The following is a 25,804-nucleotide window of genomic DNA, read 5'->3' on the forward strand; positions in this document are numbered from 1 at the left end:
GAGGTTTTCAGGACGGCGCGACGTTGAACAAGCCCTCACCCCGAGCTTGTCGAAGGGCGAGGGCTCGGCGCCTAGGGCTGCGCCGTCGGCGTATAGGCCGCCGCCACCGACGGCGTGTAGACATAGCCGCCGCGCTTGAGGTCGGCCGACAGGGTCAGCGGCGCGACGCCGCCGTTCAGTCGAGCGCGGTAGACCATCGTCGTCTCCATGGTCCGCATCACGTAGTTGCGGGTCTCGGAGAACGGGATGCACTCGATGAAATCCAAGGGATCGGTGGCCGCGCCGCGCGGGTCGCCGCACAGGCCCGCCCACTGCGCCGGACGACCTGGGCCGGCGTTGTAGGCGGCCGAGGCCATGATGTACGAGCCGCTGAAGCTGTTGATCATGTCGCCCAGATAAACCGAGCCCAGGCGCATGTTGTACGAGGCGTCGGTCAGCCGGTCGATGCTGTGCGGCTCGCCCAGCTTGCGGGCGACGATCGCGGCGGTGGCCGGCATCAGCTGCATCATGCCGCGCGCGCCGACGCCCGAGCGGGCGGCCGGGTCGAAATTGCTCTCCTGCCGCGAGATGGAATAGACGAAGGCCGTCTCGGCCGCGCCGGGGCCCGGCGTGAAGTGATGGTCCAGCAGCGGATAGCCGCGCTCGGGCAGGATGAAGCCGCGCTGGGCGGCCGTGCGCACGGCGCGCATGGCCAGGTCCTGGTCGCCATAGCCGCGCGCCAGGTCGACGAGCAGGGCGCTCTCCTCGGCGTTAGGGAGGGTGTCGTCGATATAGAGCACCAGGCTGCGGAACAGGTCGCGATTGCCGATGTCGGCCAGGATCCGCGCCGCGCGGATCTGCTCGCGACCGAAGAAGCGGGCGCGGTCGGCCTGGGTGATCGCCGGGTCGCGATCCAGGCGCAGTTCCTTTATCCCCGCCTTCTCCGCCGAGAGCTGTCCGTAGAAGGTCGTGATGTAGCGCGCGCCCTCGCCATAGAAGGCCTGGGCGGCGATCAGGTCGCCCTGCGCCTCGGCCGCGCGGCCCTGCCAATAGAGCGCCCGGCCCTTGGTGATCGGCGAAGCGCCGACGGCGGCGATCTGGGCGAAGTGGGCGGCCGCGGCGTCGGGGTTCTTCAGTCGGGTCAGGGCGATCCAGCCGGCGTAGAACTCGCTCTCGGCGATGTCGGCGGGGGCCAGGGCCTGGGCGTTGTTGGCCGCGGCATAGGCGCCGACGCTGTCGCCCGCCTTCAGCGCCGCGACGACGAGTTGCTTGCGCTCCTTCCAGATCGCGGCCGAGGCCTCTTCGTTCGGCGGGACGGGGAAGTTGACGACCATCGGCAGCGCCAGGGTCTCCATGCCCTTACGGCGCAGATAGGCGGCGCGCTCGAAGACGACGCCCGGCGAGGCCTGCTGGTCCGGCGTCAGGTCGTTATAGAGCGTGTTGGCGTTGGCCGAGTTGGCGCGATAGGCCATCCGCACCCGGGCGGCGGCCTGCTGGGTGTCGGACAGCATGGCGACGATGTCGCGCGCGGCCGGACCCTGCTGGCCGTACAGAAGAATGTCGGCGCGACGGTTGTAGTCGTCGGGCGTCAGCATGGCGCCGAAGCGCGCGATCATCGCGCGCTGGGCGTCGGCCTCGAACACCTTGTCGCGGAAGGTGCGGCGGATCAGATCCGTCGCCTGCTGGTTCTGACCCAGGGCCTGATAGGCCGAGGCGAGGGTCATCGCGCCCTCGGCCGTGGCGGGCTGGGCGCCGCCGAACCAGGCGACGATCCTTGCCGGGTCGAGGCCCGAGGTCGACAGGGCCTTCTCGGCGGCGCTGTCGCGGCGCGCGCTCCGCGGCCAGCCGGCCAGGTCGCGGCGGGCGGCGTCGAGTTCGAAGAAGCTCATCGCCTCGGCGTTGCCATCGACCAAGGCCCACTGGGCGATCTTCCGGGCGATCGGATCCTGCAGGCTGTCCATGGCCATGCGCGCGCCGGAGACGTCGCCGCGCTTGGCGGCCGCCAGGGCCGTCTGCAGGTTGGCCGAGTCGGTGTCGGAGAGGGCGGCCGGGACGGCGGTCGGCGGCGTGGTGATCAGGCCGGGCGCGCTTTGCGAGGGCGAGGCGTAAGGCGACGCCGTCTGGGCGTCGGCGGTCCCGAACACGACCGCGATCAAGGCTCCCCCGAGCAGAATGCGACGCGCTGCTGAAGCCAAAACGCTCTCCTTCATCGACCCCCGAGGGGCCTTGTAACCGACTCTCACCTCAGGCCCTATGCGGCGATTCAGGCCTCAATAGGGTTTTAAGTCCGGTTGGCGGGCTTGACCGCGACCGGTCGGCCCCTCAAATCCGCACCCTCGTCCCACGCGCCGGTTGCGGTGCGACGGGGCAGCAACATATTGTCCGCCCCCATCCTCCTGCCGCAACACCACGCGGCGCTTCCTCACGGCAATTTGCAGGTCATGGTCCAGTCTCACTTCAAGGGCGTCATCCCGGCCCTCGTCACGCCGTTCCGCGACGGTGAGGTGGACGAGAAAGCCTTCGTGTCGCTGGTCGAGCGCCAGATCGCCGGCGGCGTGCACGGCCTGGTGCCGGTCGGCACCACCGGCGAGACCTCGACCCTGTCGCACGACGAGCACAAGCGGGTCGTCGAGCTCTGCGTGAAGACCGCCGCCGGCCGCGTGCCGGTGATCGCCGGCGCGGGGTCCAACTCGACCGCCGAGGCCATCGAGCTGACGGCGCACGCCAAGGCCGTCGGCGCCGACGCCGTGCTGGTCGTGACGCCGTACTACAACCGCCCGAGCCAGGAGGGGATGTATCAGCACTACAAGGCGATCAACGACGCCGTGGAGCTGCCCGTCTTCGTCTACAACGTGCCCGGCCGCACGGGCGTCGATATCTCGAACGACACCCTGGCGCGTCTGGCCAAGCTGCCCAATATCGTCGGGATCAAGGACGCGACGGGCGACCTGACCCGCATCAGCCTGCAGCGCCTGATGTGCGGTCCGGACTGGGTGCTGTTGACCGGCGATGATCCCACGGCGCTGGGCTATATGGCGCACGGCGGCCACGGCGTGATCTCGGTCACCTCGAACGTCGCGCCGGACGCCTGCGCGGCCTTCATGAACGCCTGCATGCAGGGCCAGTGGGAAACCGCTCGCTACTGGCAGGATCGCCTGGTGCGCCTGCACAAGGCGCTGTTCCTGGACAGCTCGCCGGCCCCGACCAAGTTCGCCATGGCGCAGCTGGGCCTCTGCTCGGACGAGGCGCGTCTGCCGATCACGCCCTGCGCGGACGCGGTGCGTCCGGCGATCCTGGACGCCATGCGCGAGGCTGGCCTGCGGGAATGACCAAGCCGATCGCTGAAAATCGGCGCGCGCGCTTCGACTACTTCATCGAGGAGACGTTCGAGGCCGGGATCATGCTGACCGGCACCGAGGTCAAGAGCCTGCGGACCGGACGCGCCAACATCGCCGAATCCTACGCCTCGGTCGAAGGCCGCGAGATCGTGCTGGTCAATGCGGACATCCCGCCCTACGGCCACGCCAACCGCTTCAATCACGAGCCGCGCCGTCACCGGAAGCTGCTGCTCCATCGCCGCCAGATCGACAAGCTGATCGGCGCGGTGCAGCGCGAGGGCCGCACGCTGATCCCGATCAAGCTCTATTGGAACGACAAGGGCCTGGCCAAGCTCGAGGTCGGCCTGGCCAAGGGCAAGAAGCTGCACGACAAGCGCGAAACCGAAGCCGCCCGCGACTGGCAGCGCGACAAGGCGCGTCTGATGAAGGGCGATCGCGACTAGAGCTCTCGGGCCCCATGACTTGGAAATGGGGCCGTTTCGCTGGCTTCATCCAAGCCAGACAGGCTCCAGGCGCGCCTTCTCTGACCACGCCGCCCTGGGCGGCCTAGAAATGGATGCCAAGCCCGATCAGGAGACCAAGGCAAAACGCGACACCCATGATGGTGACGTAGACCCGCAGACCTTTCGGCATGGTCGACGTTCTCAGCAACGGAACTGGCTTCTCAGGCCGCGCCTGAGGAACATGTGCGCGCGATCGGTGAGCGCCCAGCCCTTGGCGCTGACGGTAATCATCTCCGGCAGCCGCAGCTGGGCCGCGTAGCCGCGATGGAGGTCGAGGGCCATGGCCAGTTCGGCGATCAGAGCCGGGGAGGCGCGCTGGCCTCCGCGACGCCGGGCCACGGTGTCGGCCACCACTCCGGCGCTGGCCACGCCGCCCGAAGCGAGCAGCGCCTCGACGATCTCGCCAATCAGAGGAGAGGCCAGGCCCTGGCTGACCAAGCGTCGGTGTCGCGCGGCGGCGATCTCGTTCGTCTCCGTCACGGCTGTGCTCAGGCCGCCTTCGCCAGCTGGCAAACGCGCGAATGGACGCCGCGCTCGAAGAGTTCCGCGCATAGCGCCAGGGCGTGCTGGTAGGCCTTTTCGACGGACTCGAACTGGTTCAGCGGTTCCCCCGCCTGACGAACCTGCCAGCCGTCACCGACCGGCGCGACCTCGATATTCTGGCAGAGCGCTTCCCTCATAGCGCGTTCTCCATGCTACGCACGACCGGTGGCGGTGGTCGTGAAGCATGCATAACGCCTCGGGCGCTTTATTCATTGTCAATCAATGTAAACAGTGGTCGGACGTTCTCGTCTTGCGCGAATTCTCCAGCAGACTGTCCGTTGCTGTAACTTTCCGGGCACGTTTCGCGAGCGCTGCCTAGTTTTCCAGCGCCAACAGCGCGTAGGTCGCCAGCCAGTGCTCGCCCATATAGTCACCGGAGACGTGCGGAATCGCCGCCGCCAGATGGTTCAGCGCCGCGCTGATCGCGTGCGGCTTGGCCGGGTCGGCTTCGGACATGGCGCTGGCCAGCAGCCGCCAGCACCAGGCGCGCGACAGGTTTAGGCCGTCCAGATGCGCGATCTTGCCGTCGCTTCGGTCCGTGACCCGCGCGGGGTTGAAGAGCGTCGCCGGGCGCTTTTCTGCGAGATCGGGCAGGAAGCGCGGGAACCAGACGTCGAAGCTCTCGCGCGGCAGCAGCCGGCGCATGGCCTCGGCCTCGATCAGGGCGGGCGAGAGGAAATCGTCCCCCGACGGCTCCCACGCCTGGCAGGCCGCGTCCTGGCCGTACCAGGTGACGGCGCGGTTTTGCAGCAGTCCGAACAGGGCCGCGTCGTCGGTCATCACCGCGTATTCGCTGGCCAGAACCAGCGCGAAGGCGGTGTTGTAGTGGGTTCCCGCCCGCACGGGGTAGTCCGCGATCGGCAGGAAGGCCTGGAACCGCTGGACGAACGCCTCGGCCAGAGGCGCGTGAACGCCCGCCCAGGCGCGGTCGTGACGCAGCAGCTCGGCCTGCAGCATCAGGCTCCAGGCCCAGCCGTAGGGGCGCTCGAACCCGCGGCTTTCCGGGCGCGCCAGATAGGCGACCTCGAGCGCGACCTTTTCGGCGGTGAAGGCGTCGTCGAACAGGCGGACGATCGCTTCGGCTTCCGGCATGTCGGGCCGCAGCCGCAGAAGCGTCGCCAGCAGCCAATAGCCATGCACGCAGGAGTGCCAGTCGAAGCTTCCGAAGAAGATCGGGTGCAGATCGCGCGGGGACCGAACATCGTCCGCGCCGCCCATGACATGGTCCAGCTTGTTCGGATATTCGCGGGTGAGGTGGCCGAGCGCGATCTTGGCGAAGTCGGAAGCCGTGGAGCGCGCCAGGCTCATCGGTGGAAGGCCAGAAGGTTCATCAGCGCCACATTCAGAGCCAGCATCACGAACGCCGTCGGCGCCTGGGCGCGGATCACGGCGTAGCGGTCCTTCAACCGCAGCAGGGCGGCCGGGACAAGGTTGAAATTGGCGGCCAGCGGGGTCAGCAGGGTGCCGCAGAAGCCCGACAGCATGCCGATGGCGCAGACCACGGCCGGATCGCCGTGAAACCGGCCGATCACCAGGGGCAGGGCGATCCCGCCCGTCATGACGGGGAAGGCCGCGAACGCGTTGCCCATCATCGCCGTGAAGGCGGCCATGCCCACGCAATAGGCCGCGACCGCCGCGAACCGACTGTCGACCGGCGTGATCATCACCGCCAGCTCCCCGACGCTCTTGCCGACTCCGGCCAGCGCGAACACCGCGCCCAGCGCCGCCAGCATCTGCGGCAGCAGCGCCGCCCAGCCGACCAGGTCCATCAGCCGGCGCCCCTCCTGGATCGGCGCGCTCGGCGGCTGCCGGAACATCACGCTGGCCAGGATCGCGGCGACGATCGCGGCGAAGGCCAGCGAGATCAGTGTCGCCTGCTTGGGATCCGCCAGCGGCGCGCCATGGATCGTAAGGCGCTTCAGGACCAGCGAGCCCGCCAACACCATGACGGGAATGACGAGGGCCGGGATGAACAGGCGCGGGCCGTGGCGCGTCGCCAGGGCTTCGCGCGTTTCGTCCGTCGTCGTCCTCGGCGCGCCGAGGCCGAGCCGACCGGCCCCGGCGATCACGGCCAGCAACAGGGCCAGGACGCCGTTACCGAGATCGCCAAGGCGGTCGCCGAACAGGAAGCTCACCGCGAACAGCCCCCAGAACGCGGCGTTGCCGAAACGCTTGGCGTTGTCGCGATCCGCGGCGCTCAGCCCCGCGAAGGCGGCGAACATCAATCCGGCCAGCAGATAGACGAGCGGCAGGCCGATCATGCGGCGTCCCTGGTCTTCGCCAACCGGCGATCGAACAACAGCAGGCGGGCGCCATGGACGACGAAGGCGCAGACCGCCGTCGGGATCGCCCAGACCGACAAGGCGAGCGGCTCGACGGTAATGCCGCTCTGGTCCAGGAAGCCGACGATCAGCAGGATCGAGCCGATCGCCAGGAAGATGTCCTCGCCGAAGAACAGGCCGACATTGTCGGTGGCCGCGCTCATCGCCCGGACGCGTTGCCGCGCGTCGTCGGCCAGGGGCTCGGCGGCGGCCTCGGCCATCGGCGCCAGCAGCGGCCGCACGGTCTGGGCCTGGCCGGCCGCCTGGGTCAGGCCCAGGGCCGCCGCGATCTGGCGCAAGGCCAGATAGGCCAGCAGGATGCGGCCCGCGCTCGCGCCCTTCAGGCCCTGGATCGTCCGCCGCGCCTGTTCCTTCAGACCCGCGCGCTCCAGCACGCCGATCGCCGGCAGCACCAGCCAGGCCGCGCTGACATAGCGGTTGGTGTTGAAGGCCTTGCCGAACGCGGCCAGCACCTCGGTCGGCGACAGCCCCGCCGCCAGACCCGAGGTCATGGCGGCGGCGATGACCACGAGCAGCGGGTTGAAGCGCAGGGCGAAGCCCAGCACGATCACCGCCACCCCCAGCAAGGTCAGCATCCGCCGCGACTCCCCTTGTTCGCGACGACGGTCGGGCGCCGCACGCCGGCTGGCAAGTGCGCGCGCGGCGATGGTCCCTCTTGACGACCTTTCGCCTCGGCGCGACCCTCAACTCAACAATGATAACCTATCGGGAGGCCCCACATGGCCGACGGTGCTCTGCCCATCTCGTCTCTCAAGGGCAAGGTCAGCGACGCGGAATGGCAGGCGCGCGTCGACTTGGCGGCTCTTTATCGTCTCGTGGCCCTGCACGGCTGGGACGACATGATCTTCACCCACATCTCGGCCCGGGTGCCGGGGCCTGAGCATCACTTCCTGATCAACCCATACGGCATGTTCTTCGGGGAGATCACGGCCTCGAGCCTGGTCAAGGTCGACCTTGACGGCAACGTCGTCGACAAGACGCCGTACTACATCAATCCGGCGGGCTTCACGATCCACTCGGCCATCCACGCCGCGCGCGAGGACGCCCACTACGTCATGCACCTGCACAGCGACCAGGGCGTGGCGGTGTCCGCGCACAAGGAAGGCCTGCTGCCGCTGACGCAACACGCGCTTATCGTCTTGCCTCAACTCGCCTATCACGACTATGAAGGCATTGCTCTCAACTTGGACGAGCGAGAACGGCTGGTCGCCGATCTCGGCCCGACCAAGAGGCTGATGATGCTGCGCAACCACGGCACCCTGTCGGTGGGCGGCACGGCGGCCGAGTGCTGGTTGGGGATGTTCTTCCTGGAGCGAGCGTGCGCGCAGCAGGTGATGGCTCTGTCGATCGGACGCGACAACGTCCTTCTGGCCCCGGACGCGGCCCAGGACGAAGTGCGCAAGCAGACCGGCATGGGCATGGGCATGATCGGCGGCTTGGCCTGGCCGGGCTGCCTGCGAAAACTGGACCGCGAGCTGCCCGGCTACGCGGACTAGGCGCGCCTATCGCCGTTTCGAAAGCCGCCGCGATCCTGGCGATCGCGGCGGCTTTTTCGTGCCTGGGGGCGGGAGCGGCGTGGGCCGGCGCCTGGGCCATGGCGCCGGGACGGACCCAGGTCATCGCGAAATACGAGGGGACCGCCGCCGACCAGGGCTTTGGGCCGGAGTCGACGCTCGCCGACATCGACCATCGCCGCGACGAGAGCCTTTCGGTCTTCGTCGAACACGGCGTAACGCCGCGCCTGACCTTGCAGGCCAAGGCCGGCCTGACGCGGGGCAGGGATCGTTGGGCGGACTATTCGGGACGCGGCCTGACGGAGCTGGGCCTGCGCTGGACGGTTCGACGCGACGAGCGCTCGTCGCTGGCCGTGTACCTGGGCGCTGGCGAGGCCGGCGCCGGCCGCAACGCCGGCTACGCCGCGCCGGGGCAGGGGAGTCTCGATCTCGAGGCGCGGGTGCTTTACGGCCGCGCCGGCGCGTGGCGCGGTCGCCAGGCCTTCTTCGACCTCGAGGTCGCGCGGCTGAAGCGGCGGGGTCTGGCCGACGAAACGCGGTTCGATGCGACCTTCGGCCTTCGACCTGGGCGCGACTGGCTGCTGCTGGCCCAGACCTACGCGGGCGAGGCCGATCGCCGTCCGATCCGCTCGCGCTGGCTCAAGTCCGACCTGTCGGTTGTTCGAACGTTTGGCGACTGGAGCGTCCAGGCCGGCTGGCGCGAGACGCTTTCGGGGCGGGAGACCGCCCGCGATCGCGGCGTCGTGCTGGCGACGTGGCGCAGGTTCTAGCGTGTTTCAGGCCTGCAATAGTCAGTCATCCTGGTGTCACTAGACGTCGCTTTAGGCTGCGGTCATATCTCGCCGCACCCTAGACCGCGCCGAATCCGCTTGGCGCCTGGAGCCTCTCTTGATCCGTCGGCACTTCTTCCTCGTGGTGGCCCTGATCGCCGTCGTTGTGATGCTAGTCGTGGGGGGACTGAAGCTGGCGTTCGGGGGCAAGGACGCCGCCAAGGCGGGCGGTGGCGGTGGCGGTCGCGCCACGGCGGTCACGCAACTGGTCGTGGGCGAGCGGCCGTTCATGGACCGGATCGAGGTGCTGGGCGCCGCCAAGGGCCGCCAGTCGGTGACGATCACCTCCAACACCGCCGAACTGATCACGGCCGTGCGCTTCCGCGACGGCGAGACGGTGCGCAAGGGCCAGGTGCTGGTCGAGCTGAAGGCCGACGCCGAGGACGCCAACATCGTCGAGGCCAAGGCGCGTCTGGCCCAGGCCGAGCGGGACTATCAGCGCTGGAAGACCCTGGCCGACAAGGGCATCGCGCCGCGCGCGACCGCCGAGCAGTATCTGGCCAGCGTCGAGACCACGCGCGCCGCCGTCGCCTCGGCCCAGGCCAATAAGCTGGATCGCGTGCTTCGCGCGCCGTTCTCCGGGCGAGTCGGCATCTCGGACGTCGCGCCCGGGACGCTGGTCGCCGCCGGCACGCCGATCGTCAGCCTCGACGACATCTCGGTGATCCGCGTCGATTTCGCCGTTCCGGACCGCTACCTGACCACGCTGCGCGTCGGCCTGCCGATCATCGCGCGGCCAGACGCCCTGCCGGGCGAGGTGTTCCAGGGCCGGGTCGCTCAGATCGACACCCGCATCGACCCCGCCACACGCGCCATCAAGGCGCGGGCCGAGTTCCCCAACGCCAACGGTCGCCTGCGGCCTGGCATGCTGGTCAAGGTCGCCATCGACCAAGGCGTCCGCACCGGGGTGGCGGTTCCCGAGCCGGCGGTGCAGTTCGAGGGCAACCAGGCCTCGGTGTACCGGATCGTCAAGGGTCCCAAGGGCATGGTCGCGCGCCGCACGGACGTCGACACGGGGATCAGCGCCGACGGCTTCATCGAGATCCGGAACGGCCTGAAGAAAGGCGACAAGATCGTCGCCGACGGCCTGAACCGCATCCAGGACGGCGCGCCGGTCGGCGGGGGGAAGCCCGGCGGCAAGGGCGGCGACGATAAGGGCAGCCATGGACAACGAGGCGGCGCCGACCGCAAGGCCGGCTGATGCTGTCCGATCTTTCCGTCCGTCGCCCCGTCTTCGCCGCCGTCGCGGCGATCATCCTCTGCGTCATCGGCCTGGCGGCCTTCTCGTCGCTGCCGGTGCGCGAGCTGCCCAGCGTCGATCCGCCGGTCGTGTCGATTTCCACGTCCTATCGCGGCGCCTCGGCCGAGGTCATCGAGGAGCGGATCACCCAGGTGATCGAGCGCCAGGTCGCGGGCATCCAGGGCATCGACCGCGTCAACAGCTCCTCGCGCGACGGCCGCTCGCAGATCACCATCACCTTCAACCTGGACCGCGATCTCGACGCGGCGGCCAACGACGTGCGCGACGCGGTCAGCCGCGTGACGTCCAACCTGCCCGACCAGGCCGATCCGCCGCAGATCGCCAAGGCCAACGCCGACGCCTCGCCGATCATCATCCTGAACCTGACCTCGACCACGCTGGACCCGCTGCAACTGGCCGACTACGCCGACCGCTATCTGGTCGAGCGGATGTCGACCATCGACGGCGTGGCTCAGGCCAACCTGTTCGGCGCCAAGATCTACGCCATGCGGATCTGGCTCGACGCCAACGAGATGGCCGCGCGCGGGATCTCGGTGGATGACGTCGAGAACGCCCTGAATTCGCAGAACCTTGAACTGCCGGCCGGCTCCCTGGAAAGCTCCGCCAAGGACTTCACGATCCGGGTGGCCCGCACCTACGCCAAGCCCGAGGACTTCGCCCGCCTGCCGCTGAAGCCGGCGGACGCCAGCGGCTACGTGCTGCGGCTGGGCGACGTGGCCCGCATCGAAGAAGGGCCGGACGAGCGCCGCAAGCTGTTCCGCGGCAACGGCGTCGATCAGGTCGGCATCGGCCTGACCCGCCAATCCCAGGCCAATGACGTCGCCATCTCCAAGGCCGTCCGCAAGGAGGTCGAGGCGATCAACCAGTCGCTGCCGCCAGGCACCAAGATGGTCGTCGCCGTCGACAACTCGGTCTTCACCGCCGAGGCGATCCGCGAGGTCTGGATCACCATGGCCCTGTCGATCGGGCTGGTGGTGCTGGTCAATCTGCTGTTCCTGGGCAGCTGGCGCTCGGCCCTGATCCCGTCGGTGGTCGCGCCGATCTGCATCCTGTCGACCTTCATCGTCCTGGCGCCGCTGGGCTTCTCGCTGAACCTCTTGACCCTGCTGGCCCTGGTGCTCGCCGTGGGCCTCGTCGTCGACGACGCCATCGTGGTGGTCGAGAACATCCAGCGCCGCGTGGACGAAGGCGAGCCGGCCCTGGTGGCGGCCGAGCGCGGCACGCGCCAGGTGTTCTTCGCCGTCGTGGCCACCACGATCGTGCTGATCTCGGTGTTCGCGCCGCTGATGTTCCTGCCCGGCTATATCGGCCGCCTGTTCGTCGAGCTGGCGGTGGCCATCGCCGCCGCCGTCGGCTTCTCGGCCCTGCTGGCGCTGACCCTGTCGCCGATGATGGCCTCCAAGCTGCTGCGGCCGGCCCATGGCGAGGGCTTCATCGCCCGCCGTGTCGACGCGGCCATGGAGGCGCTCAAGAACTCCTACCGCGCCTCGCTGGAAGGCATTCTGGGGGGCTGGTCGGCGGCGATCGCCGGCGGTCTGGTGGTCATCCTGGCCGCCTTCGCCGCGCTGCTGTTCGTCAGTCTGCCCAAGGAGCTGGTGCCGCAGGAAGACCGCGGTCGGGTCGATGTTTCCATCAGCGGTCCGGAAGGCGCGGGCTATGACTACACCCTGGGCATCGGCCTGAAGATCGAGAAGATCGTCGCCCGGTATCGCGAGGAAGGCATCGCCGACCGCATCCTGCTGACCATTCCGCGCTTCGGCGGCAACTCGTTCAACAGCGGCAACAGCGTCGTCGTGATGAAGCCGTGGGGCGAGCGCAAGAAGACCGCCGACGAGGTCGCCGCGGAGCTGAACAAGAGTCTGTCGAAGATCACCGGCGTGCGCGCCGTCGCCAGCGTGCGCGGGCCGTTCCAGCGGAACGGCGGCGGCGGCGGGGGCGGCACCAATGTCGACCTGATCGCCGTCGGCAACGACTATGTCCAGCTGGCTGCCTGGCTGAAGCCGATCCTGGACGCGGCCCAGGACAACCCCGGCCTGTCGCGGCCGCGCCTGGACTACGAGCCGACCTCGCCGCGACTGTCGGTGCAGATCAATCAGGACAAGGCCGCTAGCCTGGGCGTCTCGGCCCAGTCGATCGGCCGAGCGCTGGAGACCATGTTCGGCTCGCGCAGGGCCACGACCTACATCAAGAACGGCCAGGAGTACGACGTCATCCTGCAGACCAACCTCGACCAGCGACGCAGCGTCGAGGACCTGAACCGGCTGCAGGTGCGCACCAGCTCCGGCGCGCTGGTGCCGCTGTCGACCGTGGTGTCCACGCAACTGCGCGGCGACACGCCCGATCGTCCGCGCGTCGACCGTCTGCGCTCGGTGACCCTGACGACCCAGCTCAATCCGGGCTACACCGTCGGCGACGCCGTCAAGTTCTTCCGCGAGCAAGCCGACGAGCGCCAAGCCCCTGGGGTCAGCATCAAGTGGGGCGGCCAGGCCAAGGACTATCTGGAGGGCTCGGGCGGCATCGCCGTGGCGTTCGGTCTAGCCCTGCTGCTGGTGTTCCTGGTGCTGGCGGCCCAGTTCGAGAGCTGGATCCACCCGGCGGTGATCATGCTGACCGTGCCGCTCGCGGCGCTGGGCGGCCTGTTCGGCCTGCTGGTGATGGGCTCGACGATCAACACCTACAGCCAGATCGGCCTGATCATCCTGGTCGGCATCGCCACCAAGAACGGCATCCTGATCGTCGAGTTCGCCAACCAACTGCGCGACGAGGGCCTGACCGTCCGCGAGGCGGTGATCGAGGCGGCGGCCCTGCGCCTGCGCCCGATCATCATGACCTCGATCTCGGCCGCCATGGGCGCCTTGCCGCTGATGCTGTGGGCCGGGGCCGGCGCGGGCAGCCGCAAGACGATCGGGGCGGTGATCTTCACTGGCGCGATCTTCGCCACCCTGCTGACTTTGTTCATCGTTCCGGTCTTCTACGACCTTCTGGCGCGCTTCACGAAGTCGCCGGAGTGGACGGCCCGCCAGATCGAAGAGTATGAAGCCCAGGAAAAGGCGGGCGAGGGGCAAACCTCACCCGCATAGAACGGGCGAGGAAGCATGGCCGACGGCTCTCTGACGGCGAAGCGGCAGGAAATAGCGCTGCTGCGTCGCCTGGAGGAACGGATTCTCTGGCTGGCCGCGTGGACGATCCACAACGCCAACCATATCCGCCCCAGCCGCGACGGTCTGAAGGTCGGCGGCCATCAGGCGTCCAGCGCCTCTCTGACCACGATCATGACGGCGCTCTACATGAAGGCGCTGCGGCCGCAGGACCGCGTGGCGGTCAAGCCGCACGCCAGCCCCGTCTTCCACGCCATCCAGCACCTGTTCGGCCGCCAGAGCCTGGAGAACCTCAAGCGGTTCCGCGCCATGGGCGGGGCTCAGTCCTACCCGTCGCGGACCAAGGACGTCGACGACGTCGACTTCTCCACGGGCTCGGTCGGTCTTGGCGTCGCCATGACCGCCTTCGCCTCGCTGGCCCAGGACTATCTGGCCGCGCGGGGCTCGGTGAAGCCCGAGAAGATGGGCAGGATGATCTCGCTGCTGGGCGACGCCGAGCTGGACGAGGGCAACATCTACGAAGCCCTGATCGAGGCCTGCAAGCACGACATCCGCAACACCTGGTGGATCGTCGACTACAACCGCCAGAGCCTGGACGCCACGACCCAGGACCGGATGTTCACGCGCTACGGCGAGATCTTCGAGGCGGCCGGCTGGGCGGTCGAGACGCTGAAATGGTCCAAGCGCCAGCGAGAGGCCTTCGCCAAGCCCGGCGGCGACAAGCTGCGCGCGTGGATCGAGACGGCGCCGAACGACCTCTTCTCGGCCCTGACCTATCAGGGCGGCGCGGCCTGGCGCGAGCGGCTGAACGCCGACCTGGCGGGCGACGCCGACGCCTTGGCCCTGATCGCGGCCTACAAGGACGTCGACCTGGCCGAACTGATGACCCAGCTGGGCGGTCACTGCCTGGAGACCCTGCTGGAGGCCTTCGAGAAGGCCGGCCAGGACGACCGCCCGCGCTTCTTCATCGCCTATACGGTCAAGGGCCTGCGTCTGCCGTTCCAGGGGCACAAGGACAACCACGCCGGCCTGATGACGCCGGCCCAGATCGCCGAGCTGCGCGCGCGGCTCGGCGTCGTCGAGGGGGAGGAGTGGGATCCGCTGTCGGGCCTGTCGGCCGCCGAGCGCACGGCGCTGAAGGGCCTGATCGCCCGCGCGCCGTTCGCCGCCGAGGTCGAGCGCGAGCACGTGGCGCCGATCATCCCCACGCCGACCGCCGACGAACTGCTGGCCGCCGTCGCCGGCGGCGGCGAGCAGTCGACCCAGGCCGCGTTCGGCAAGGTGATGTTCGAGATCGCCGCCCGCAAGGACGAGTTCGCCGGCCACGTGGTGACGACCTCGCCCGACGTGACGGTCTCGACCAATCTCGGCGGCTTCGTGAACCGCCGGGGCGTGTTCCAGCGCCGCGCCCACGAGGACGTGTTCAAGCGCCGCCGCATCCCGTCGGCCCAGGTCTGGTCCAAGGCCGAGACCGGCCAGCACGTCGAGCTGGGCATCGCCGAGAACAATCTGTTCATCGCCCTGGCGGCCCTGGGGCTGACCGCGCCGCTGTTCGGCGAGCGGCTATTCCCGGTGGGGACGCTGTACGACCCCTTCATCGCCCGCGGCCTCGATGCCCTGAACTATGCCTGCTACCAGGACGCCCGCTTCCTGCTGGTCGCCACGCCGTCCGGCCTGACCCTGGCGCCGGAGGGCGGCGCGCACCAGTCGATCAACGCCCCGGTGATCGGCATGGCCCAGCCCGGCCTCGACACCTATGAGCCGGCCTTCGCCGACGAGACCGCGGTGCTGATGGCGCACGCCTTCGACCGCATCCAGGCCGCGGACGGCGCCTCGACCTATCTGCGGCTCTCGACCCGGGTCATCGCCCAGCCCGACCGCCAGGACGACGCCTGGCGCCAGGGCGTCATCGACGGCGCCTATTGGCTGAAGCCCCCCGCGCCCGGCGCGCGGCTGGCTCTGGTCTACAGCGGCGCCCTGGCGCCCGAAGCGCTCGCGGCCTTCGAGGCGCTGTCGGAGGACATGCCCGAGGCGGGCCTGCTGGCCGTCACCTCCGCGGACCTGCTGCACCGGAACTGGACGGCCGCCGGACGGTCGCGCTGGACGGGGCAGGGGACCCGCGCGTCGACGATCGAGACGCTGCTGGCGCCGCTGGACCGAGATGCTGGCCTGGTGACGCTGACCGACGGCGCGCCGCTGGCGCTGTCCTGGCTCGGCTCGGTGCGCGGGCAGAGAGTGCGGGCGCTGGGCCTCGAGGCCTTCGGTCAGTCGGGCGATCTGCCGGACCTCTACGCGCGATACCGTCTGGACGCCGACGCCGTGCTCGACGCCTGCGCCGACCTGCTGAGCTAGAACCCGCTCAGGATCGTCATCCCCGATAGCAGGCCGTCTCGGAAGTGATAGACCAGCCGCGCCCGGCTATCGGTCCAGACGCGACCGTCGGCGGTCTTGACCGAGTACTGGGCCTCGATCAGCAACGCGTCTGGGGTCTCCTCGAGGACTTCGATCAGCTCGATATCCGCGTCGATCGTGGCGAACACCCGCGCGAAGTGGCCGAGGACCGCTTCCTTGCCGCTCAAGGGTTGGCCCATGTCCAAGGTGTTGGGCCAGACGGCCTTGGGATGAATCAGTGGGCGCAGGCGTGGCAGATCGCGCGCGTTGAAGGCCGCGTAGGCTTTTTCCAGCACGGCCCGCGGCGTTTCCATGGCGCGTCAACCCCAGTGCTATCCGCCAGGCAAGCCGGCGTCCCGTCGGCCTCGCCGCCGGGATCGCCATGCATGCGCCAGAACGCGCCGCGGCGACGTGTGTCACAATGCCGCAGGTACGGGTTCGATCAAGAGCGGTTCGCGGCCTTCGGGATTACGGGGCCGGCTTGTACCCCGTCTCGACCATCAGGTAGGCGATCAGATCCGTGCGATCCTTGGGATCGTGCAGGCCCGCATAGGTCATCTTGGTGCCCGGCAGGAACTCGCGCGGGTTGTTCAGCCACTTGTCCAGATGCTCGGCGTCCCAGGTGAAGCCCGCCGCCTTCAGCGCGTCCGAATAGGCATAGCCCGCCTTGGAGCCGACCTTGCGGCCGAACACGCCGTAAAGGTTCGGACCGGTCAGGTCCGGACCGCCTTGGGTCGCGGTGTGGCAGGAGCGGCAGAAGGCGAACTTGCTCTGGCCATTCGAAACGTCGGCGGTGTTGTACGGCGCGGGGAGGGCGGCGACCGCCGCCGCCTTGGCCGCGTCGGACGGCGCGGCGGCGGGGGCCGACGCGGTCGCGGGCGCGTCGGCCGGGGCCGAGGCCGGCGCCTCGCTGGAGCTTCCGCCATCCTTCGAACAGGCCGAAACGGCCACACAAAGCGCCGCGACGGCGAGGTTCAACACGCGCATGGTGATCCCTGACAGACGTTTAGCCGCACGGTGTGCGACCGCGCGACGCATTGCAAGTCCTTATAAAATCAGGCCCCGCGCCCTGTCACGGAACGGCGGTCCTTAAGGTGTCGCGCGCGGTGACGCTGCGACAATTGTGGATATCCCTGTGATTCTCCTTGTGAAAAGTGGAACCGCAAACCGTGGGTCTGCACATAACGGTTTGACGGATGTTAACCATAAATTTTACCCCTTTTTCCAGGGAGCGGGCTGGCTCCGATTTGGCTGGGAAACAGGATCATGGACTGGAGCGAGGAACGCACCGCGACGCTCAAGAAGCTGTGGCTGGAAGGCCTCAGCGCGAGCCAGGTGGCCCGTCAATTGGGCGGCGTCAGCCGCAGCGCGGTGATCGGCAAGGTCCATCGCCTGGGCATCACCGTCCGCGAGGTTCCCGTCCGTCAACGGACGACCGGCGCGCGCTCGCCCTCGCGGATCCAGGCGCGCCGTCCGAGCCGCGAGACCACGGTCGCGCCGCGTGTCGCGCCGCGCCCCGAGCGCGTCGAGGAGGAGCTGCCGCCGACCTCGGGCATCCTCGACCTCGGCGCCCACTCGTGCCGCTGGCCGATCGGCAATCCCGAGGGCGATGATTTCGGCTTCTGCGGTCGGCCCAAGCTGAGCACGCGCGGCGCCTATTGCGAACAGCACACCGCCGGCGCCTTCCGCCGCCTCGCGGGCGGCGCGGCCGTCGAGACCTGGGCGCTCCAGGGCGTCAAGGAAAGGCGTGTCCTGCCGCGCCAGATCTGACCGTCTCGGCGCAGACCCTTCGCGATGTCCCTTCATTTCTAGATCACCGAGTCTCCCATGAACATGGTCCTGATCGAGAACGCCGCCGGCAGCAGCCAAGTGATCACCATCATCGAGGAGTTCGCCGGCCACTCGGTGTCGCGCGACCTCAACCCGGGCGACCACGCCCGCATCCCGGTGACCCAGTTCAAGTCGATCACGGTGCGCGAGACCTATCCCGACGACTGGCTTACCCGCGGCCGAAGCCGCAATCGCGCCGCCGCCTGAAACGCGGGCATGGATCGCCCCCGACAACCCCGCGAAGCCCTTCGCGGGGTTTTTCATGTCCTCCGCGAGCGCCGTAGATTGCGCGCGCGTTAACCTTGTGAGACACAGAGCGCCGTTTTTGGGGGCGGAAGCGGATCATGGGCGAGGGGGACGAGCGGGCGGACGTGGCCGACGACCACGCGCTGCCGCTGCCGAGCTATCTCAGTTACTTGCTTTACCAGACCGAGCAGCATCGTCGCGCGGCGGCGGCGGATCTTCTGGCGCGGCACGGGCTGACCTTCGCCAAGTGGGTGGCGATGATCTCGCTGAGGCGGTTCGGCGACCTGTCGATGACGCGCCTCGCCAAGTTGGCCGCCACCGACCGCACCACCCTGACCCGCTCGATCGACGGCCTGATCGCCGACGGTCTCGTGGTTCGCGGCGCCTCGAGCCGGGATCGCCGGATCGTGGTGATCCGCCTGACCGACGAGGGCCGTGATCTGCTGGAGCGCATCCGCGCCGAGATCCGGCCGCTGAACCGCGACATCTGCTCCAATCTGACGACGGAAGAGCAGGCGGCCATGACCCGCTACCTGCAGAAGATGCTGACCGGGCTGATCGTCGAGCCGGACTGGAAACAGGACGTCATCGGCTTTTCCGCCCCGGCCCCGCCGGAGACGGCTTAAGGCCGCCACCGGCGCCTAGTCGTCGAACTTGACCCGCCCGCGCCCCGACTTCACGGTGGATCGCTTCGACTTGCCGTCCAGCCTCTTCAGCTTGCTGGAATAGGTCGGCTTGGTCGCCTTGCGCGGCTTGGGCTTTTCGGTGGCGCGGCGGATCAGGTCGACCAGGCGCTCCAGCGCGTCCTGGCGGTTCATTTCCTGGGACCGGCTCCCCTGGGCGAACAGCACCAGCACGCCGTCCTGGGTCAGGCGGCTGCCGGCCAGGGCCTCCAGCCGCGCCTTGACGTCGTCGGGCAGCGCCGGCGAGTTGCGCACGTCGAACCGCAGCTCGATCGCCGTCGAGGTCTTGTTGACGTGCTGGCCGCCCGGACCCGAGGCGCGCGTCGCCTTCCAGACGAGTTCGTCCTCGTCGATCCGCAGCCAGGAGGTGATCTCGATCATCTGCGGCATGGCCTTTAGCGTGGCGCCGCGCGCTTGGCCTTGACCACCAGCTGGTCCAGGGCCTGCAGGAACCGCGACCGGTCCGCGTTCGAGAAGGCCGCCGGACCCTTGGTCACTTCGCCCATAGAGCGCAGGTGCTCGCCGATCGAGCGCGAGGCCAGGGCCGAGCCGATCATGTCGGGCGTGAACATCCGCCCGTTGGGCGCCACCGCCGCGCCGCCGGCCTTCAGCACCCGGTCGGCCAGGGGGATGTCGTTGGTCACCACCACGTCGCCGCGACCGACGCGCTCGGCGATCCAGTCGTCGGCGAGATCGGGGCCCGCGTCGACGACGATTTGCTCGATGACCGGCGTCTGGGGCACGCGGATCCAGCTGTTGGAGACCACGAAGGTCTTGAAGCCATGGCGCGCGGCGACCTTGTAGGCCTCGTCCTTCACGGGGCAGGCGTCGGCGTCGATGAAGAGGGTCGCGGCCATCGCCTTGCGCCTTGGAAAACGCCCGAGGAAAGTGGTGCCGGCTGAGGGGATCGAACCCCCGACCTTCGGTTTACAAAACCGCTGCACTACCGCTGTGCTAAGCCGGCGCGGGCTGGAGGCCCGAGGTCAGGGCTTATGCCGTCTGCGGGGGTGAAGGGCAAGGGCGGCCCCGCCGTGCGTCCTTCGAGGCTCACCTTCGGCTCGCACCTCAGGATGAGGAATGCACTACAGAGAGCCTCATCCTGAGGTGCGCGCTCTTGAGCGCGCCTCGAAGGACGCAGAGCCTCACAAATCGAACCGCACCCCCTGCGCCAGCGGCAAGGCGCCGGAATAGTTCACCGTCGCGGTCTGGCGGCGCATGTACTGTTTCCAGCTGTCGGAGCCGCTCTCGCGGCCGCCGCCGGTTTCCTTCTCGCCGCCGAAAGCGCCGCCGATCTCGGCGCCCGAGGGGCCGATATTGACGTTGGCGATGCCGCAGTCGCTGCCGGCCGCCGACAGGAAGGTCTCGGCCTCGCGCACGTCGTTGGTCATGACGCAGGACGACAGGCCCTGCGGAACGTCGTTCTGGATCGACAATGCGGTATCAAAGGACGTGTACGGAACAACGTGCAGCAGCGGGGCGAAGGTCTCGCTTTGCATGCACGGCGCGGGGGTGGGAAGGCGCGCCAGGGCGGGACGGACATAGTAGGCGTCGGGACGCTCGTCGGCCAGCAGCCGCTCGCCGCCGCTGACCGTTCCGCCCTCGGCGCGAACCGCGTTCATGGCCTCGACGAAGGCGTCGTGGGCGGCCTTGTCGATCAGCGGCCCCAGCAGCGTCTCGGGAGCGCGCGGGTCGCCGACGGGCAGGCGCTGGAACGCGGTCTCGACCGCGTCGGCCAGGGTGTCGACCAGGCTCTCGTGGACGATCAGGCGGCGCAGGGACGTGCAGCGCTGGCCGGCCGTGCCGGCGGCCGAGAAGACGATGGCCCGCAAGGCCAGGGAAAGGTCCGCCGACGGCGTGACGATCATGGCGTTGTTGCCGCCCAGCTCCAGGATCGAGCGGCCGAAGCGCTCGGCGACCAGCGGCGCGACGGCGCGGCCCATCCGCGTGGAGCCGGTCGCGCTGACCAGCGGGATGCGCGGATCGCGCGTCAGGCGCTCGCCGGCGTCGCGCCCGCCTTGGACCACGCAGGCCAGACCCTCCGGCGCGTCGCCGAACCGGGCCAGCGCGCGCCGCAGGATCGCGTGCGTCGCCAGCGCCGTCAGCGGAGTCTTCTCCGACGGCTTCCAGATCACCGGATCGCCGCAGACCAAGGCCAGGCAGGCGTTCCACGCCCAGACGGCCACGGGGAAGTTGAAGGCGCTGATCACCGCCACCGGCCCCAGCGGGTGCCAGGTCTCTCGCATCGCGTGGCCCGGGCGCTCGGAGGCGATGGTCAGGCCGTGCAGCTGACGCGACAGACCCACGGCGAAGTCGCAGATGTCGATCATCTCCTGGACCTCGCCGGCGGCTTCGGAGGCGATCTTGCCGGCTTCCAGCGTCACCAGCGCCGCGAGCTCGGCCTTGGCCGCGCGCAGTTCCTCGCCGAACAGGCGGACCAGCTCGCCCCGGCGCGGGGCCGGGACGATCCGCCAGGCCAGGAAGGCGCGACAGGCGGCCGACACCTTGGCCTCGATCATCCGGGCGTCGTCATGGAGAACGTGGGCCAGGACCTCGCCGTCGATCGGCCCGCGCACCGGCTGGCCCGCTTCGGCGGGCGGCGTCGGAACGCCGAGCTTGTCCAGGAGGTCGCGGGCGTGGGCGGCGGGAGTCGGAAAGGACTGAGTCATGGCCCGCGAGAACGCCCCGCTAGCGGGGGCGGGTCAAGTCCCGAACCTCAGCGCTCCGTCCGCGGCGGCGCGGCCCGGTCCGGGATCTGTTCGAAGGCCTCGGCCAGCGGGATGGGCGAGGGGGCGGCCAGGATCCGCGCCTTGTCCCACAAGGTCAGGCGCGCGGCGTGGAAACGATGGATCAGGCTGGGGGGCAGCCGGTGGAAGCGCGCGGCCACCTGGGGCCGGGCCTCGGGCGGACAGGCCACGAACAGCAGGCGGTTGAGCAGGCGATGGAAGCGGCGACGCCGCCAGGCGGTCTTGGAATAGGTCTCGGCGACGGCGCGAACGCTGGCGCTGGTGATGCGCGGCAGGGCGGCGATCTGGTCGGCCAGGCGCGCGGCGTCGGGCAGCGCATGTCCGGTGCCGGGATGAAAGATCGCCGCGCGCGGACCGACCTTGGCCACCTCCGGCCGCGCCTCGCGCCAATAGGCGTCGATGTCGCCGCCCAGGGCGATCGGCAGGGCGTCGGCGTCCTCGCTCGCCGCCTGTTCGATCGTCCAGCCCCGCGCCCGCGCGTAACGCCCGATCGCCGCCCGGAACGGCGCTGGGTCGATGACCGGCGTCGCGGCGTAGCGCGCGTGCTCGATACGCAGGCGGCGCGGACCCAGGGGCAGCACGGTGAAGGCGGGACAGGCCGGATCGCCCGCTTCGACGGCGTCGACCAGGACGGGACAGGAAAGACCATGCGCCGCGTCCAGCGTCACCGCCTGGGCCAGGGAGACTCGCCAGCGGAGCGCCAAGCTGCGCGTGTTGCGTGGGCCTCGACCGTCGATGACCGCCGCGGCGGCGATCCGGCGGCCGTCGGCCAGGGTGACCTGATGCGGCGCGATCTCGGTCACCTCGACGCCCAGCCAAAGGTTCGCGCCCAGAGCCGTCGCGAGCGCTTGGCTAAGACGTTCGCCGGTCAGCGCGAAGCAGGGCGTCTCGAAATAGCGCTCGGCGCCCGCCGGGCCCGCTTCCCAGCCGCTCCAGCGATGGGTGACCAGAGGGCGCAGCCAGGCGGCGAGGCCGGGGGCGAGGTCGGTCTCGAACCAGCGCCAGCTCCGCTCGCCGCCGATCCGCCGGTCGCGCTCCAGCAGAAGCACCTTCAAGTCCGGCCGCATGGCGCGAAGCCGCAAGGCGATCAGGCCGTTGGCCAGGCCGCCGCCCACCAGGACGACGTCGGCGCGCGCGAAAGCTGAGGAGGGCGACATGGTCTCTGCCTTAGCACGCCGAACATGACGGCAACGCGGCGTTGCGTGCGTTCGAACGAACGGCTAGGGACGGCCAAACCGGGAGATGCGGATGAGCCAGGCGACCATCATCGACGGCAAGGCGTTCGCGGCCGACCTGCGGGCGAAGATCGCCCAGGAGGTCGCCGAGCTCAAGGCCAAGCACGGGATCACGCCGGGCCTGGCGGTCGTGCTGGTGGGCGAGGATCCGGCCAGCCAGGTCTATGTCCGCAACAAGGGCGAGCAGACAGAGGCCGCCGGCATGTATTCCGAGACGCATCGGCTGCCGGCGGAAACGACCCAGGACGAACTGCTGAGGGTGGTCGAAAAGCTGAACGCCGACCCCAAGATTCATGGCGTGCTGGTCCAGTTCCCGGTGCCGCCGCACATCAGCCAGATGGACGTCGTCGCGGCCCTGTCGCCCGACAAGGACGTCGACGGCCTGACCGTGACCAACGCCGGTCGCCTGGCCAGCGGCCTGCCGGCCCTGACGCCCTGCACGCCGCTGGGCTGCATGCTGCTGCTGAAGGACGTGGTGGGCGATCTCTCGGGCAAGACCGCGGTGGTCATCGGCCGCTCGAACCTGATGGGCAAGCCGATGGCCCAGATGCTGCTGGCGGCCGACTGCACCGTCACCATCGCCCACTCGCGGTCCAAGGATCTGCCGTCGATCGTCCGCCAGGCCGACATCGTCGTGGCCGCCGTCGGCCGCGCCGAGATGGTCAAGGCCGACTGGGTCAAGCCGGGCGCGGTGGTCATCGACGTCGGCATCACCCGCTTCCCCGCGCGCGATCCCGAGGCCGCCGCGGCGGGCAAGACCCGGCTTGTCGGCGACGTCGCCTTCGACGAGGTTCGCGAGGTCGCCGGCGCGATCACGCCGGTTCCGGGGGGAGTTGGACCGATGACCATCGCCTGCCTGCTGGCCAATACCCTGACGGCGGCCAAGCGCATCTCGGGGATCGCCTGATGACGCGGGCGCTGGGTCTGGTCGCCGCCGGCCTCGTCCTCGCGGCTTGCGGGGCCAAGACCCCGCCGCCGCCGACCCCCGAGCAGGCCTTGGCCCTGCGTCCGGCGAACGCGCGGCTGTCGGCGCTTTACGAGACCTCGTGCCATGCCTGTCACGCGGTGGCGGGAACCGGCGCGCCAGGTGTCCACGACCGCGCCGCCTGGGATCCGCGCTGGAAGCAGGGCGAGGCCGTGCTGCTGGACCACGTCATCCAAGGCTACAAGGCGATGCCGGCGACGGGCCAATGCGCGACTTGCACGCCGGACGATTTCAAGGCCCTGATACGGTTCATGGCGGGGCGCGAAGACTCCGCGACATAACAGCGGGGGAAGCATGATCTCCAGGCGCGGAGCTCTGATCGCGGGCGGAACCGGGGCGGCGCTGGTCGCCGGCGGCGCGGGCGTGGCCTACAAGGTGGCGACCGGCGACAAGCCGGAACCCGTCTCGCCGCCCTCGGTCGACGGCCGGGGCAAGGTGCTCTGGCGCAACTGGTCGGGCGTGCAGCACGCCTATCCCGCCGCGCGGCTGGCGCCCAAGGACGAGGCCGAGCTGGCGACGGCCTTGAAGACCGCTCAGGCGCCGATCCGACCGGTCGGCGCCGGCCACTCGTTCACCGCGCTGGCGCCCACCGACGGGACGCTGTTGTCGCTGGACGCGATGTCCGGCGTCGCGGGCTGGGAGGGCGACGAAGCCGTCGTCCGAACCGGCACGCGGCTGGGCGCCCTGGGGCCGCTGCTGGCGCAGAAGGGTAGGGCGCTGCCCAATCTGCCCGACATCAACAAGCAGTCGCTGGGCGGCGCCTTGGGAACCGCCACGCACGGCACGGGGACCAAGATCCGCGCCTTGCACGGCGACGTCACCGCCCTTCGGCTGGTCACGCCCTCCGGCAAGGTGATCGACGCCGACGAGACCAAGAACGCGGAAGTGTTCCAGGCGGCGCGGGTCTCGCTGGGCGCCCTGGGCGTCATCACCCAGGTGCGGATCAAGACCAGCGCCAACCGGCGCCTGCGCCGGCGGGTCTGGCTGGAGTCGTTCGAGGAAGCGCTCGCCAAGGCCGAGGGGCGCTGGGCCACGCACCGCAATTTCGAGCTCTATGCCGTGCCGTTCACCGGCCTGGCGGTCAATATCAGCCACGACGAAACCGACGACCCCGCCCAGCCGCGCGGGCCGGAGCAGGACACCCAGTTCCTGGAAGCGCTGCGGGGCCTGCGCAACCTGCTGGGCTTCGCCACGCCGCTACGCAAGGCGGCGGCCCACGCGCTGCTGGCGTCGACGCCGCCCGAGACCGCCGTCGACGAGGGCTGGAAGCTGCTCTCCACCGAACGGCCGGTGCGCTTCAACGAGATGGAGTTCCACCTGCCGGTCGAGCACCAGCTGGCGGCCCTGGCCGAGGTGGTGCGCACGATCGAAAAGGAGCGGCCGGACGTCTTCTTCCCGATCGAGGTGCGCCGCATCGCCCCCGACGACGCCTGGCTGTCGCCGTTCCAAGGCGGTCCGCGCGGCTCGGTGGCCGTCCACGCCTATTATCGGGACGATTTCAGCTTCCTCTACCAGCTGGTCGAGCCGATCTTCCGTCGCTACGACGGGCGTCCGCACTGGGGAAAGCTTCACAGCCTGAACGGCGGCCAGCTGGAAGCGATCTATCCGCGCTGGAAGGACTTCCTGGCGGTGCGTCGGGACCTCGATCCGGAGGGGCGGATGCTCAATCCCTATCTGAAGGGCCTGTTCGGCCTGACCTGATCAGGCCGCGCCCAGATACTCGGCGACGCGGGCTTCCAGTTCGGTGATCAGGGCGCTGCCGACGGGGTGGGTGTCGACCTTGATCTCGTCGCGCACGCAGGCCTTGATCGCGTCGATATGGGCGTCGACCAGGAACATCGGGGCCGAGAGGCGCGTGTCGGGATCATCGATCAGCCGGCACAGCGAAGCGGCCAGGCGGGTGATCAGCGGGAACTCGTAGGTCGCGCCCAGGCCTTTCAGATCGTGCGCGCGGAGATACAGGGTCTCGACGCTCCCGGCGGTCAGGCCCTCGACCCGAACCGTCTGGCGCGCGGCCTCGAGCTTGGTGATCTCGTCGTTCAGCCACTCCGCGAAATTGCCGGACAGGCTCTTCAGCGCGGCCTCGGCCTTGGCGATCGCGGCCATGTCGATGCCGCCGCGTCCGCCCACCTTGAGCTTCAGCATGTTCGGCACCTGGATCACCTCGGCGGTGGTCTTGTTCGTCACGATCGCCTCCCCATCGGCGGGTCTTCGGGAATCGATACCATAGCAGGCGTTAAGATTGGATGAGACCAGACCGGGCCCGCGACCGAACGCCTCAG

26 protein-coding genes and 1 tRNA gene are annotated in these 25,804 nt (G+C 69.4%); 13 read left to right on the top strand and 14 right to left on the bottom strand.

The genetic code is table 11. The annotated features are described in order from the left end of the window. Positions 1-71: 71 nt before the first annotated feature. On the bottom strand, positions 72-2,174 hold the full coding sequence (locus Q0V34_RS03895) for a lytic transglycosylase domain-containing protein (RefSeq protein ID WP_297508001.1): 2,103 nt from the start codon (positions 2,172-2,174) through the stop codon (positions 72-74). Positions 2,175-2,420: 246 nt separating this feature from the next. Between Q0V34_RS03895 and dapA the strand changes: the two genes are divergently transcribed. Further along, positions 2,421-3,308 (top strand): 4-hydroxy-tetrahydrodipicolinate synthase, encoded by an 888-nt coding sequence (dapA, locus tag Q0V34_RS03900; protein WP_297508398.1) that lies wholly within the window; start codon positions 2,421-2,423, stop codon positions 3,306-3,308. After that, positions 3,305-3,760, top strand: coding sequence for an SsrA-binding protein SmpB (gene smpB / locus Q0V34_RS03905; protein WP_297508004.1), 456 nt, complete (start codon positions 3,305-3,307; stop codon positions 3,758-3,760). The genes dapA and smpB overlap by 4 nt, the downstream gene beginning before the upstream one ends. A 201-nt stretch (positions 3,761-3,961) precedes the next feature. Here smpB and Q0V34_RS03910 read toward each other — a convergent pair whose 3' ends face one another. From Q0V34_RS03910 to Q0V34_RS03930, 5 genes are all read right to left on the bottom strand, one after another. Further along, a complete protein-coding gene (locus tag Q0V34_RS03910; RefSeq protein WP_297508007.1) occupies positions 3,962-4,300 on the bottom strand; it encodes a hypothetical protein in 339 nt (112 codons plus the stop codon). Positions 4,301-4,308: 8 nt separating this feature from the next. Next, a complete protein-coding gene (locus tag Q0V34_RS03915; RefSeq protein WP_297508010.1) occupies positions 4,309-4,500 on the bottom strand; it encodes a hypothetical protein in 192 nt (63 codons plus the stop codon). Between the two features lie 178 nt (positions 4,501-4,678). Beyond that, complete coding sequence (locus Q0V34_RS03920; RefSeq protein WP_297508013.1) at positions 4,679-5,671, bottom strand: DUF2891 domain-containing protein; 993 nt, start codon at positions 5,669-5,671, stop codon at positions 4,679-4,681. Continuing rightward, a complete protein-coding gene (locus Q0V34_RS03925) occupies positions 5,668-6,624 on the bottom strand; it encodes a DUF979 domain-containing protein (RefSeq protein ID WP_297508016.1) in 957 nt (318 codons plus the stop codon). The genes Q0V34_RS03920 and Q0V34_RS03925 overlap by 4 nt, the downstream gene beginning before the upstream one ends. After that, entirely contained in the window at positions 6,621-7,280 is a 660-nt protein-coding gene (locus Q0V34_RS03930) for a DUF969 domain-containing protein (protein ID WP_297508019.1), read from the bottom strand. The genes Q0V34_RS03925 and Q0V34_RS03930 overlap by 4 nt, the downstream gene beginning before the upstream one ends. 144 nt (positions 7,281-7,424) lie before the next feature. Between Q0V34_RS03930 and Q0V34_RS03935 the strand changes: the two genes are divergently transcribed. The 5 genes from Q0V34_RS03935 (at position 7,425) to Q0V34_RS03955 (ending at position 15,760) form a co-directional block, all read left to right on the top strand. After that, on the top strand, positions 7,425-8,201 hold the full coding sequence (locus Q0V34_RS03935; RefSeq protein ID WP_297508021.1) for a class II aldolase/adducin family protein: 777 nt from the start codon (positions 7,425-7,427) through the stop codon (positions 8,199-8,201). 98 nt (positions 8,202-8,299) lie between these two features. After that, the gene (locus Q0V34_RS03940) at positions 8,300-8,989 is read left to right on the top strand and encodes a hypothetical protein (protein ID WP_297508025.1); all 690 of its coding nucleotides are present in this window, start codon (positions 8,300-8,302) and stop codon (positions 8,987-8,989) included. Positions 8,990-9,107: 118 nt separating this feature from the next. Next, positions 9,108-10,250, top strand: coding sequence for an efflux RND transporter periplasmic adaptor subunit (locus Q0V34_RS03945; RefSeq protein WP_297508028.1), 1,143 nt, complete (start codon positions 9,108-9,110; stop codon positions 10,248-10,250). Next, a complete protein-coding gene (locus Q0V34_RS03950) occupies positions 10,250-13,390 on the top strand; it encodes an efflux RND transporter permease subunit (RefSeq protein WP_297508030.1) in 3,141 nt (1,046 codons plus the stop codon). The genes Q0V34_RS03945 and Q0V34_RS03950 overlap by 1 nt, the downstream gene beginning before the upstream one ends. Before the next feature lie 15 nt (positions 13,391-13,405). Then, positions 13,406-15,760, top strand: coding sequence for a transketolase (locus Q0V34_RS03955; RefSeq protein ID WP_297508033.1), 2,355 nt, complete (start codon positions 13,406-13,408; stop codon positions 15,758-15,760). Here the strand turns inward: Q0V34_RS03955 and Q0V34_RS03960 are convergent. Both Q0V34_RS03960 and Q0V34_RS03965 read right to left on the bottom strand, forming a co-directional pair. Further along, entirely contained in the window at positions 15,757-16,113 is a 357-nt protein-coding gene (locus Q0V34_RS03960; protein ID WP_297508036.1) for a nuclear transport factor 2 family protein, read from the bottom strand. The genes Q0V34_RS03955 and Q0V34_RS03960 overlap by 4 nt on opposite strands. 154 nt (positions 16,114-16,267) lie before the next feature. After that, positions 16,268-16,786: a cytochrome c family protein gene (locus Q0V34_RS03965; protein WP_297508039.1), complete on the bottom strand. Its 519-nt coding sequence runs from the start codon at positions 16,784-16,786 to the stop codon at positions 16,268-16,270. A gap of 279 nt (positions 16,787-17,065) precedes the next feature. Between Q0V34_RS03965 and Q0V34_RS03970 the strand changes: the two genes are divergently transcribed. The 3 genes from Q0V34_RS03970 (at position 17,066) to Q0V34_RS03980 (ending at position 18,501) form a co-directional block, all read left to right on the top strand. Next, positions 17,066-17,569, top strand: a complete 504-nt coding sequence (locus tag Q0V34_RS03970) for a GcrA family cell cycle regulator (protein ID WP_297508042.1) — start codon at positions 17,066-17,068, stop codon at positions 17,567-17,569. 57 nt (positions 17,570-17,626) lie between these two features. Continuing rightward, positions 17,627-17,836: a hypothetical protein gene (locus Q0V34_RS03975; protein WP_297508045.1), complete on the top strand. Its 210-nt coding sequence runs from the start codon at positions 17,627-17,629 to the stop codon at positions 17,834-17,836. Positions 17,837-17,973: 137 nt separating this feature from the next. After that, entirely contained in the window at positions 17,974-18,501 is a 528-nt protein-coding gene (locus Q0V34_RS03980) for a MarR family winged helix-turn-helix transcriptional regulator (protein ID WP_297508048.1), read from the top strand. A gap of 15 nt (positions 18,502-18,516) precedes the next feature. On the opposite strand, the gene arfB is transcribed toward Q0V34_RS03980, so the two are convergent. The 5 genes from arfB to crtY all read right to left on the bottom strand — a co-directional run bounded on the left by arfB (position 18,517) and on the right by crtY (position 22,459). Then, positions 18,517-18,948: an alternative ribosome rescue aminoacyl-tRNA hydrolase ArfB gene (gene arfB, locus Q0V34_RS03985; RefSeq protein ID WP_297508051.1), complete on the bottom strand. Its 432-nt coding sequence runs from the start codon at positions 18,946-18,948 to the stop codon at positions 18,517-18,519. Between the two features lie 5 nt (positions 18,949-18,953). Further along, positions 18,954-19,415: a YaiI/YqxD family protein gene (locus tag Q0V34_RS03990; RefSeq protein ID WP_297508054.1), complete on the bottom strand. Its 462-nt coding sequence runs from the start codon at positions 19,413-19,415 to the stop codon at positions 18,954-18,956. A gap of 32 nt (positions 19,416-19,447) precedes the next feature. After that, positions 19,448-19,522: transfer RNA gene (locus tag Q0V34_RS03995), tRNA-Thr, on the bottom strand. Between the two features lie 178 nt (positions 19,523-19,700). Beyond that, a complete protein-coding gene (locus Q0V34_RS04000; protein ID WP_297508057.1) occupies positions 19,701-21,224 on the bottom strand; it encodes an aldehyde dehydrogenase family protein in 1,524 nt (507 codons plus the stop codon). Between the two features lie 47 nt (positions 21,225-21,271). Further along, entirely contained in the window at positions 21,272-22,459 is a 1,188-nt protein-coding gene (gene crtY / locus Q0V34_RS04005) for a lycopene beta-cyclase CrtY (RefSeq protein ID WP_297508060.1), read from the bottom strand. Between the two features lie 91 nt (positions 22,460-22,550). Between crtY and folD the strand changes: the two genes are divergently transcribed. From folD to Q0V34_RS04020, 3 genes are read left to right on the top strand one after another with little or no spacing between them, the layout of a single operon-like run. Further along, entirely contained in the window at positions 22,551-23,444 is an 894-nt protein-coding gene (gene folD, locus Q0V34_RS04010) for a bifunctional methylenetetrahydrofolate dehydrogenase/methenyltetrahydrofolate cyclohydrolase FolD (RefSeq protein ID WP_297508064.1), read from the top strand. After that, positions 23,444-23,803 (top strand): cytochrome c5 family protein, encoded by a 360-nt coding sequence (locus Q0V34_RS04015; protein WP_297508067.1) that lies wholly within the window; start codon positions 23,444-23,446, stop codon positions 23,801-23,803. The genes folD and Q0V34_RS04015 overlap by 1 nt, the downstream gene beginning before the upstream one ends. A 13-nt stretch (positions 23,804-23,816) precedes the next feature. Then, complete coding sequence (locus Q0V34_RS04020; RefSeq protein ID WP_297508070.1) at positions 23,817-25,223, top strand: D-arabinono-1,4-lactone oxidase; 1,407 nt, start codon at positions 23,817-23,819, stop codon at positions 25,221-25,223. Here Q0V34_RS04020 and Q0V34_RS04025 read toward each other — a convergent pair whose 3' ends face one another. After that, on the bottom strand, positions 25,224-25,709 hold the full coding sequence (locus Q0V34_RS04025; RefSeq protein WP_297508072.1) for an Hpt domain-containing protein: 486 nt from the start codon (positions 25,707-25,709) through the stop codon (positions 25,224-25,226). It lies immediately after the preceding gene. Positions 25,710-25,804 lie beyond the last annotated feature (95 nt).

This window comes from uncultured Caulobacter sp. (genome assembly GCF_947036865.1).
In the GTDB taxonomy this organism is placed as follows: domain Bacteria; phylum Pseudomonadota; class Alphaproteobacteria; order Caulobacterales; family Caulobacteraceae; genus Caulobacter.

Excerpts from the sequence above, each read along its gene's own strand:
- Q0V34_RS03970 (WP_297508042.1), top strand. The coding sequence starts at position 17,066 with ATGGACTGGAGCGAGGAACGCACCGCGACGCTCAAGAAGCTGTGGCTG.
- Q0V34_RS03935 (WP_297508021.1), top strand. The coding sequence starts at position 7,425 with ATGGCCGACGGTGCTCTGCCCATCTCGTCTCTCAAGGGCAAGGTCAGC.
- Q0V34_RS03955 (WP_297508033.1), top strand. The coding sequence starts at position 13,406 with ATGGCCGACGGCTCTCTGACGGCGAAGCGGCAGGAAATAGCGCTGCTG.
- Q0V34_RS03980 (WP_297508048.1), top strand. The coding sequence starts at position 17,974 with ATGGGCGAGGGGGACGAGCGGGCGGACGTGGCCGACGACCACGCGCTG.
- Q0V34_RS04015 (WP_297508067.1), top strand. The coding sequence starts at position 23,444 with ATGACGCGGGCGCTGGGTCTGGTCGCCGCCGGCCTCGTCCTCGCGGCT.
- dapA (WP_297508398.1), top strand. The coding sequence starts at position 2,421 with ATGGTCCAGTCTCACTTCAAGGGCGTCATCCCGGCCCTCGTCACGCCG.
- arfB (WP_297508051.1), bottom strand. The coding sequence starts at position 18,948 with ATGCCGCAGATGATCGAGATCACCTCCTGGCTGCGGATCGACGAGGAC.
- Q0V34_RS04020 (WP_297508070.1), top strand. The coding sequence starts at position 23,817 with ATGATCTCCAGGCGCGGAGCTCTGATCGCGGGCGGAACCGGGGCGGCG.
- crtY (WP_297508060.1), bottom strand. The coding sequence starts at position 22,459 with ATGTCGCCCTCCTCAGCTTTCGCGCGCGCCGACGTCGTCCTGGTGGGC.
- folD (WP_297508064.1), top strand. The coding sequence starts at position 22,551 with ATGAGCCAGGCGACCATCATCGACGGCAAGGCGTTCGCGGCCGACCTG.
- Q0V34_RS03915 (WP_297508010.1), bottom strand. The coding sequence starts at position 4,500 with ATGAGGGAAGCGCTCTGCCAGAATATCGAGGTCGCGCCGGTCGGTGAC.
- Q0V34_RS03990 (WP_297508054.1), bottom strand. The coding sequence starts at position 19,415 with ATGGCCGCGACCCTCTTCATCGACGCCGACGCCTGCCCCGTGAAGGAC.
- Q0V34_RS03940 (WP_297508025.1), top strand. The coding sequence starts at position 8,300 with ATGGCGCCGGGACGGACCCAGGTCATCGCGAAATACGAGGGGACCGCC.
- Q0V34_RS03950 (WP_297508030.1), top strand. The coding sequence starts at position 10,250 with ATGCTGTCCGATCTTTCCGTCCGTCGCCCCGTCTTCGCCGCCGTCGCG.
- Q0V34_RS03925 (WP_297508016.1), bottom strand. The coding sequence starts at position 6,624 with ATGATCGGCCTGCCGCTCGTCTATCTGCTGGCCGGATTGATGTTCGCC.
- Q0V34_RS03965 (WP_297508039.1), bottom strand. The coding sequence starts at position 16,786 with ATGCGCGTGTTGAACCTCGCCGTCGCGGCGCTTTGTGTGGCCGTTTCG.
- Q0V34_RS03975 (WP_297508045.1), top strand. The coding sequence starts at position 17,627 with ATGAACATGGTCCTGATCGAGAACGCCGCCGGCAGCAGCCAAGTGATC.
- Q0V34_RS03920 (WP_297508013.1), bottom strand. The coding sequence starts at position 5,671 with ATGAGCCTGGCGCGCTCCACGGCTTCCGACTTCGCCAAGATCGCGCTC.
- smpB (WP_297508004.1), top strand. The coding sequence starts at position 3,305 with ATGACCAAGCCGATCGCTGAAAATCGGCGCGCGCGCTTCGACTACTTC.
- Q0V34_RS04000 (WP_297508057.1), bottom strand. The coding sequence starts at position 21,224 with ATGACTCAGTCCTTTCCGACTCCCGCCGCCCACGCCCGCGACCTCCTG.
- Q0V34_RS03960 (WP_297508036.1), bottom strand. The coding sequence starts at position 16,113 with ATGGAAACGCCGCGGGCCGTGCTGGAAAAAGCCTACGCGGCCTTCAAC.
- Q0V34_RS03930 (WP_297508019.1), bottom strand. The coding sequence starts at position 7,280 with ATGCTGACCTTGCTGGGGGTGGCGGTGATCGTGCTGGGCTTCGCCCTG.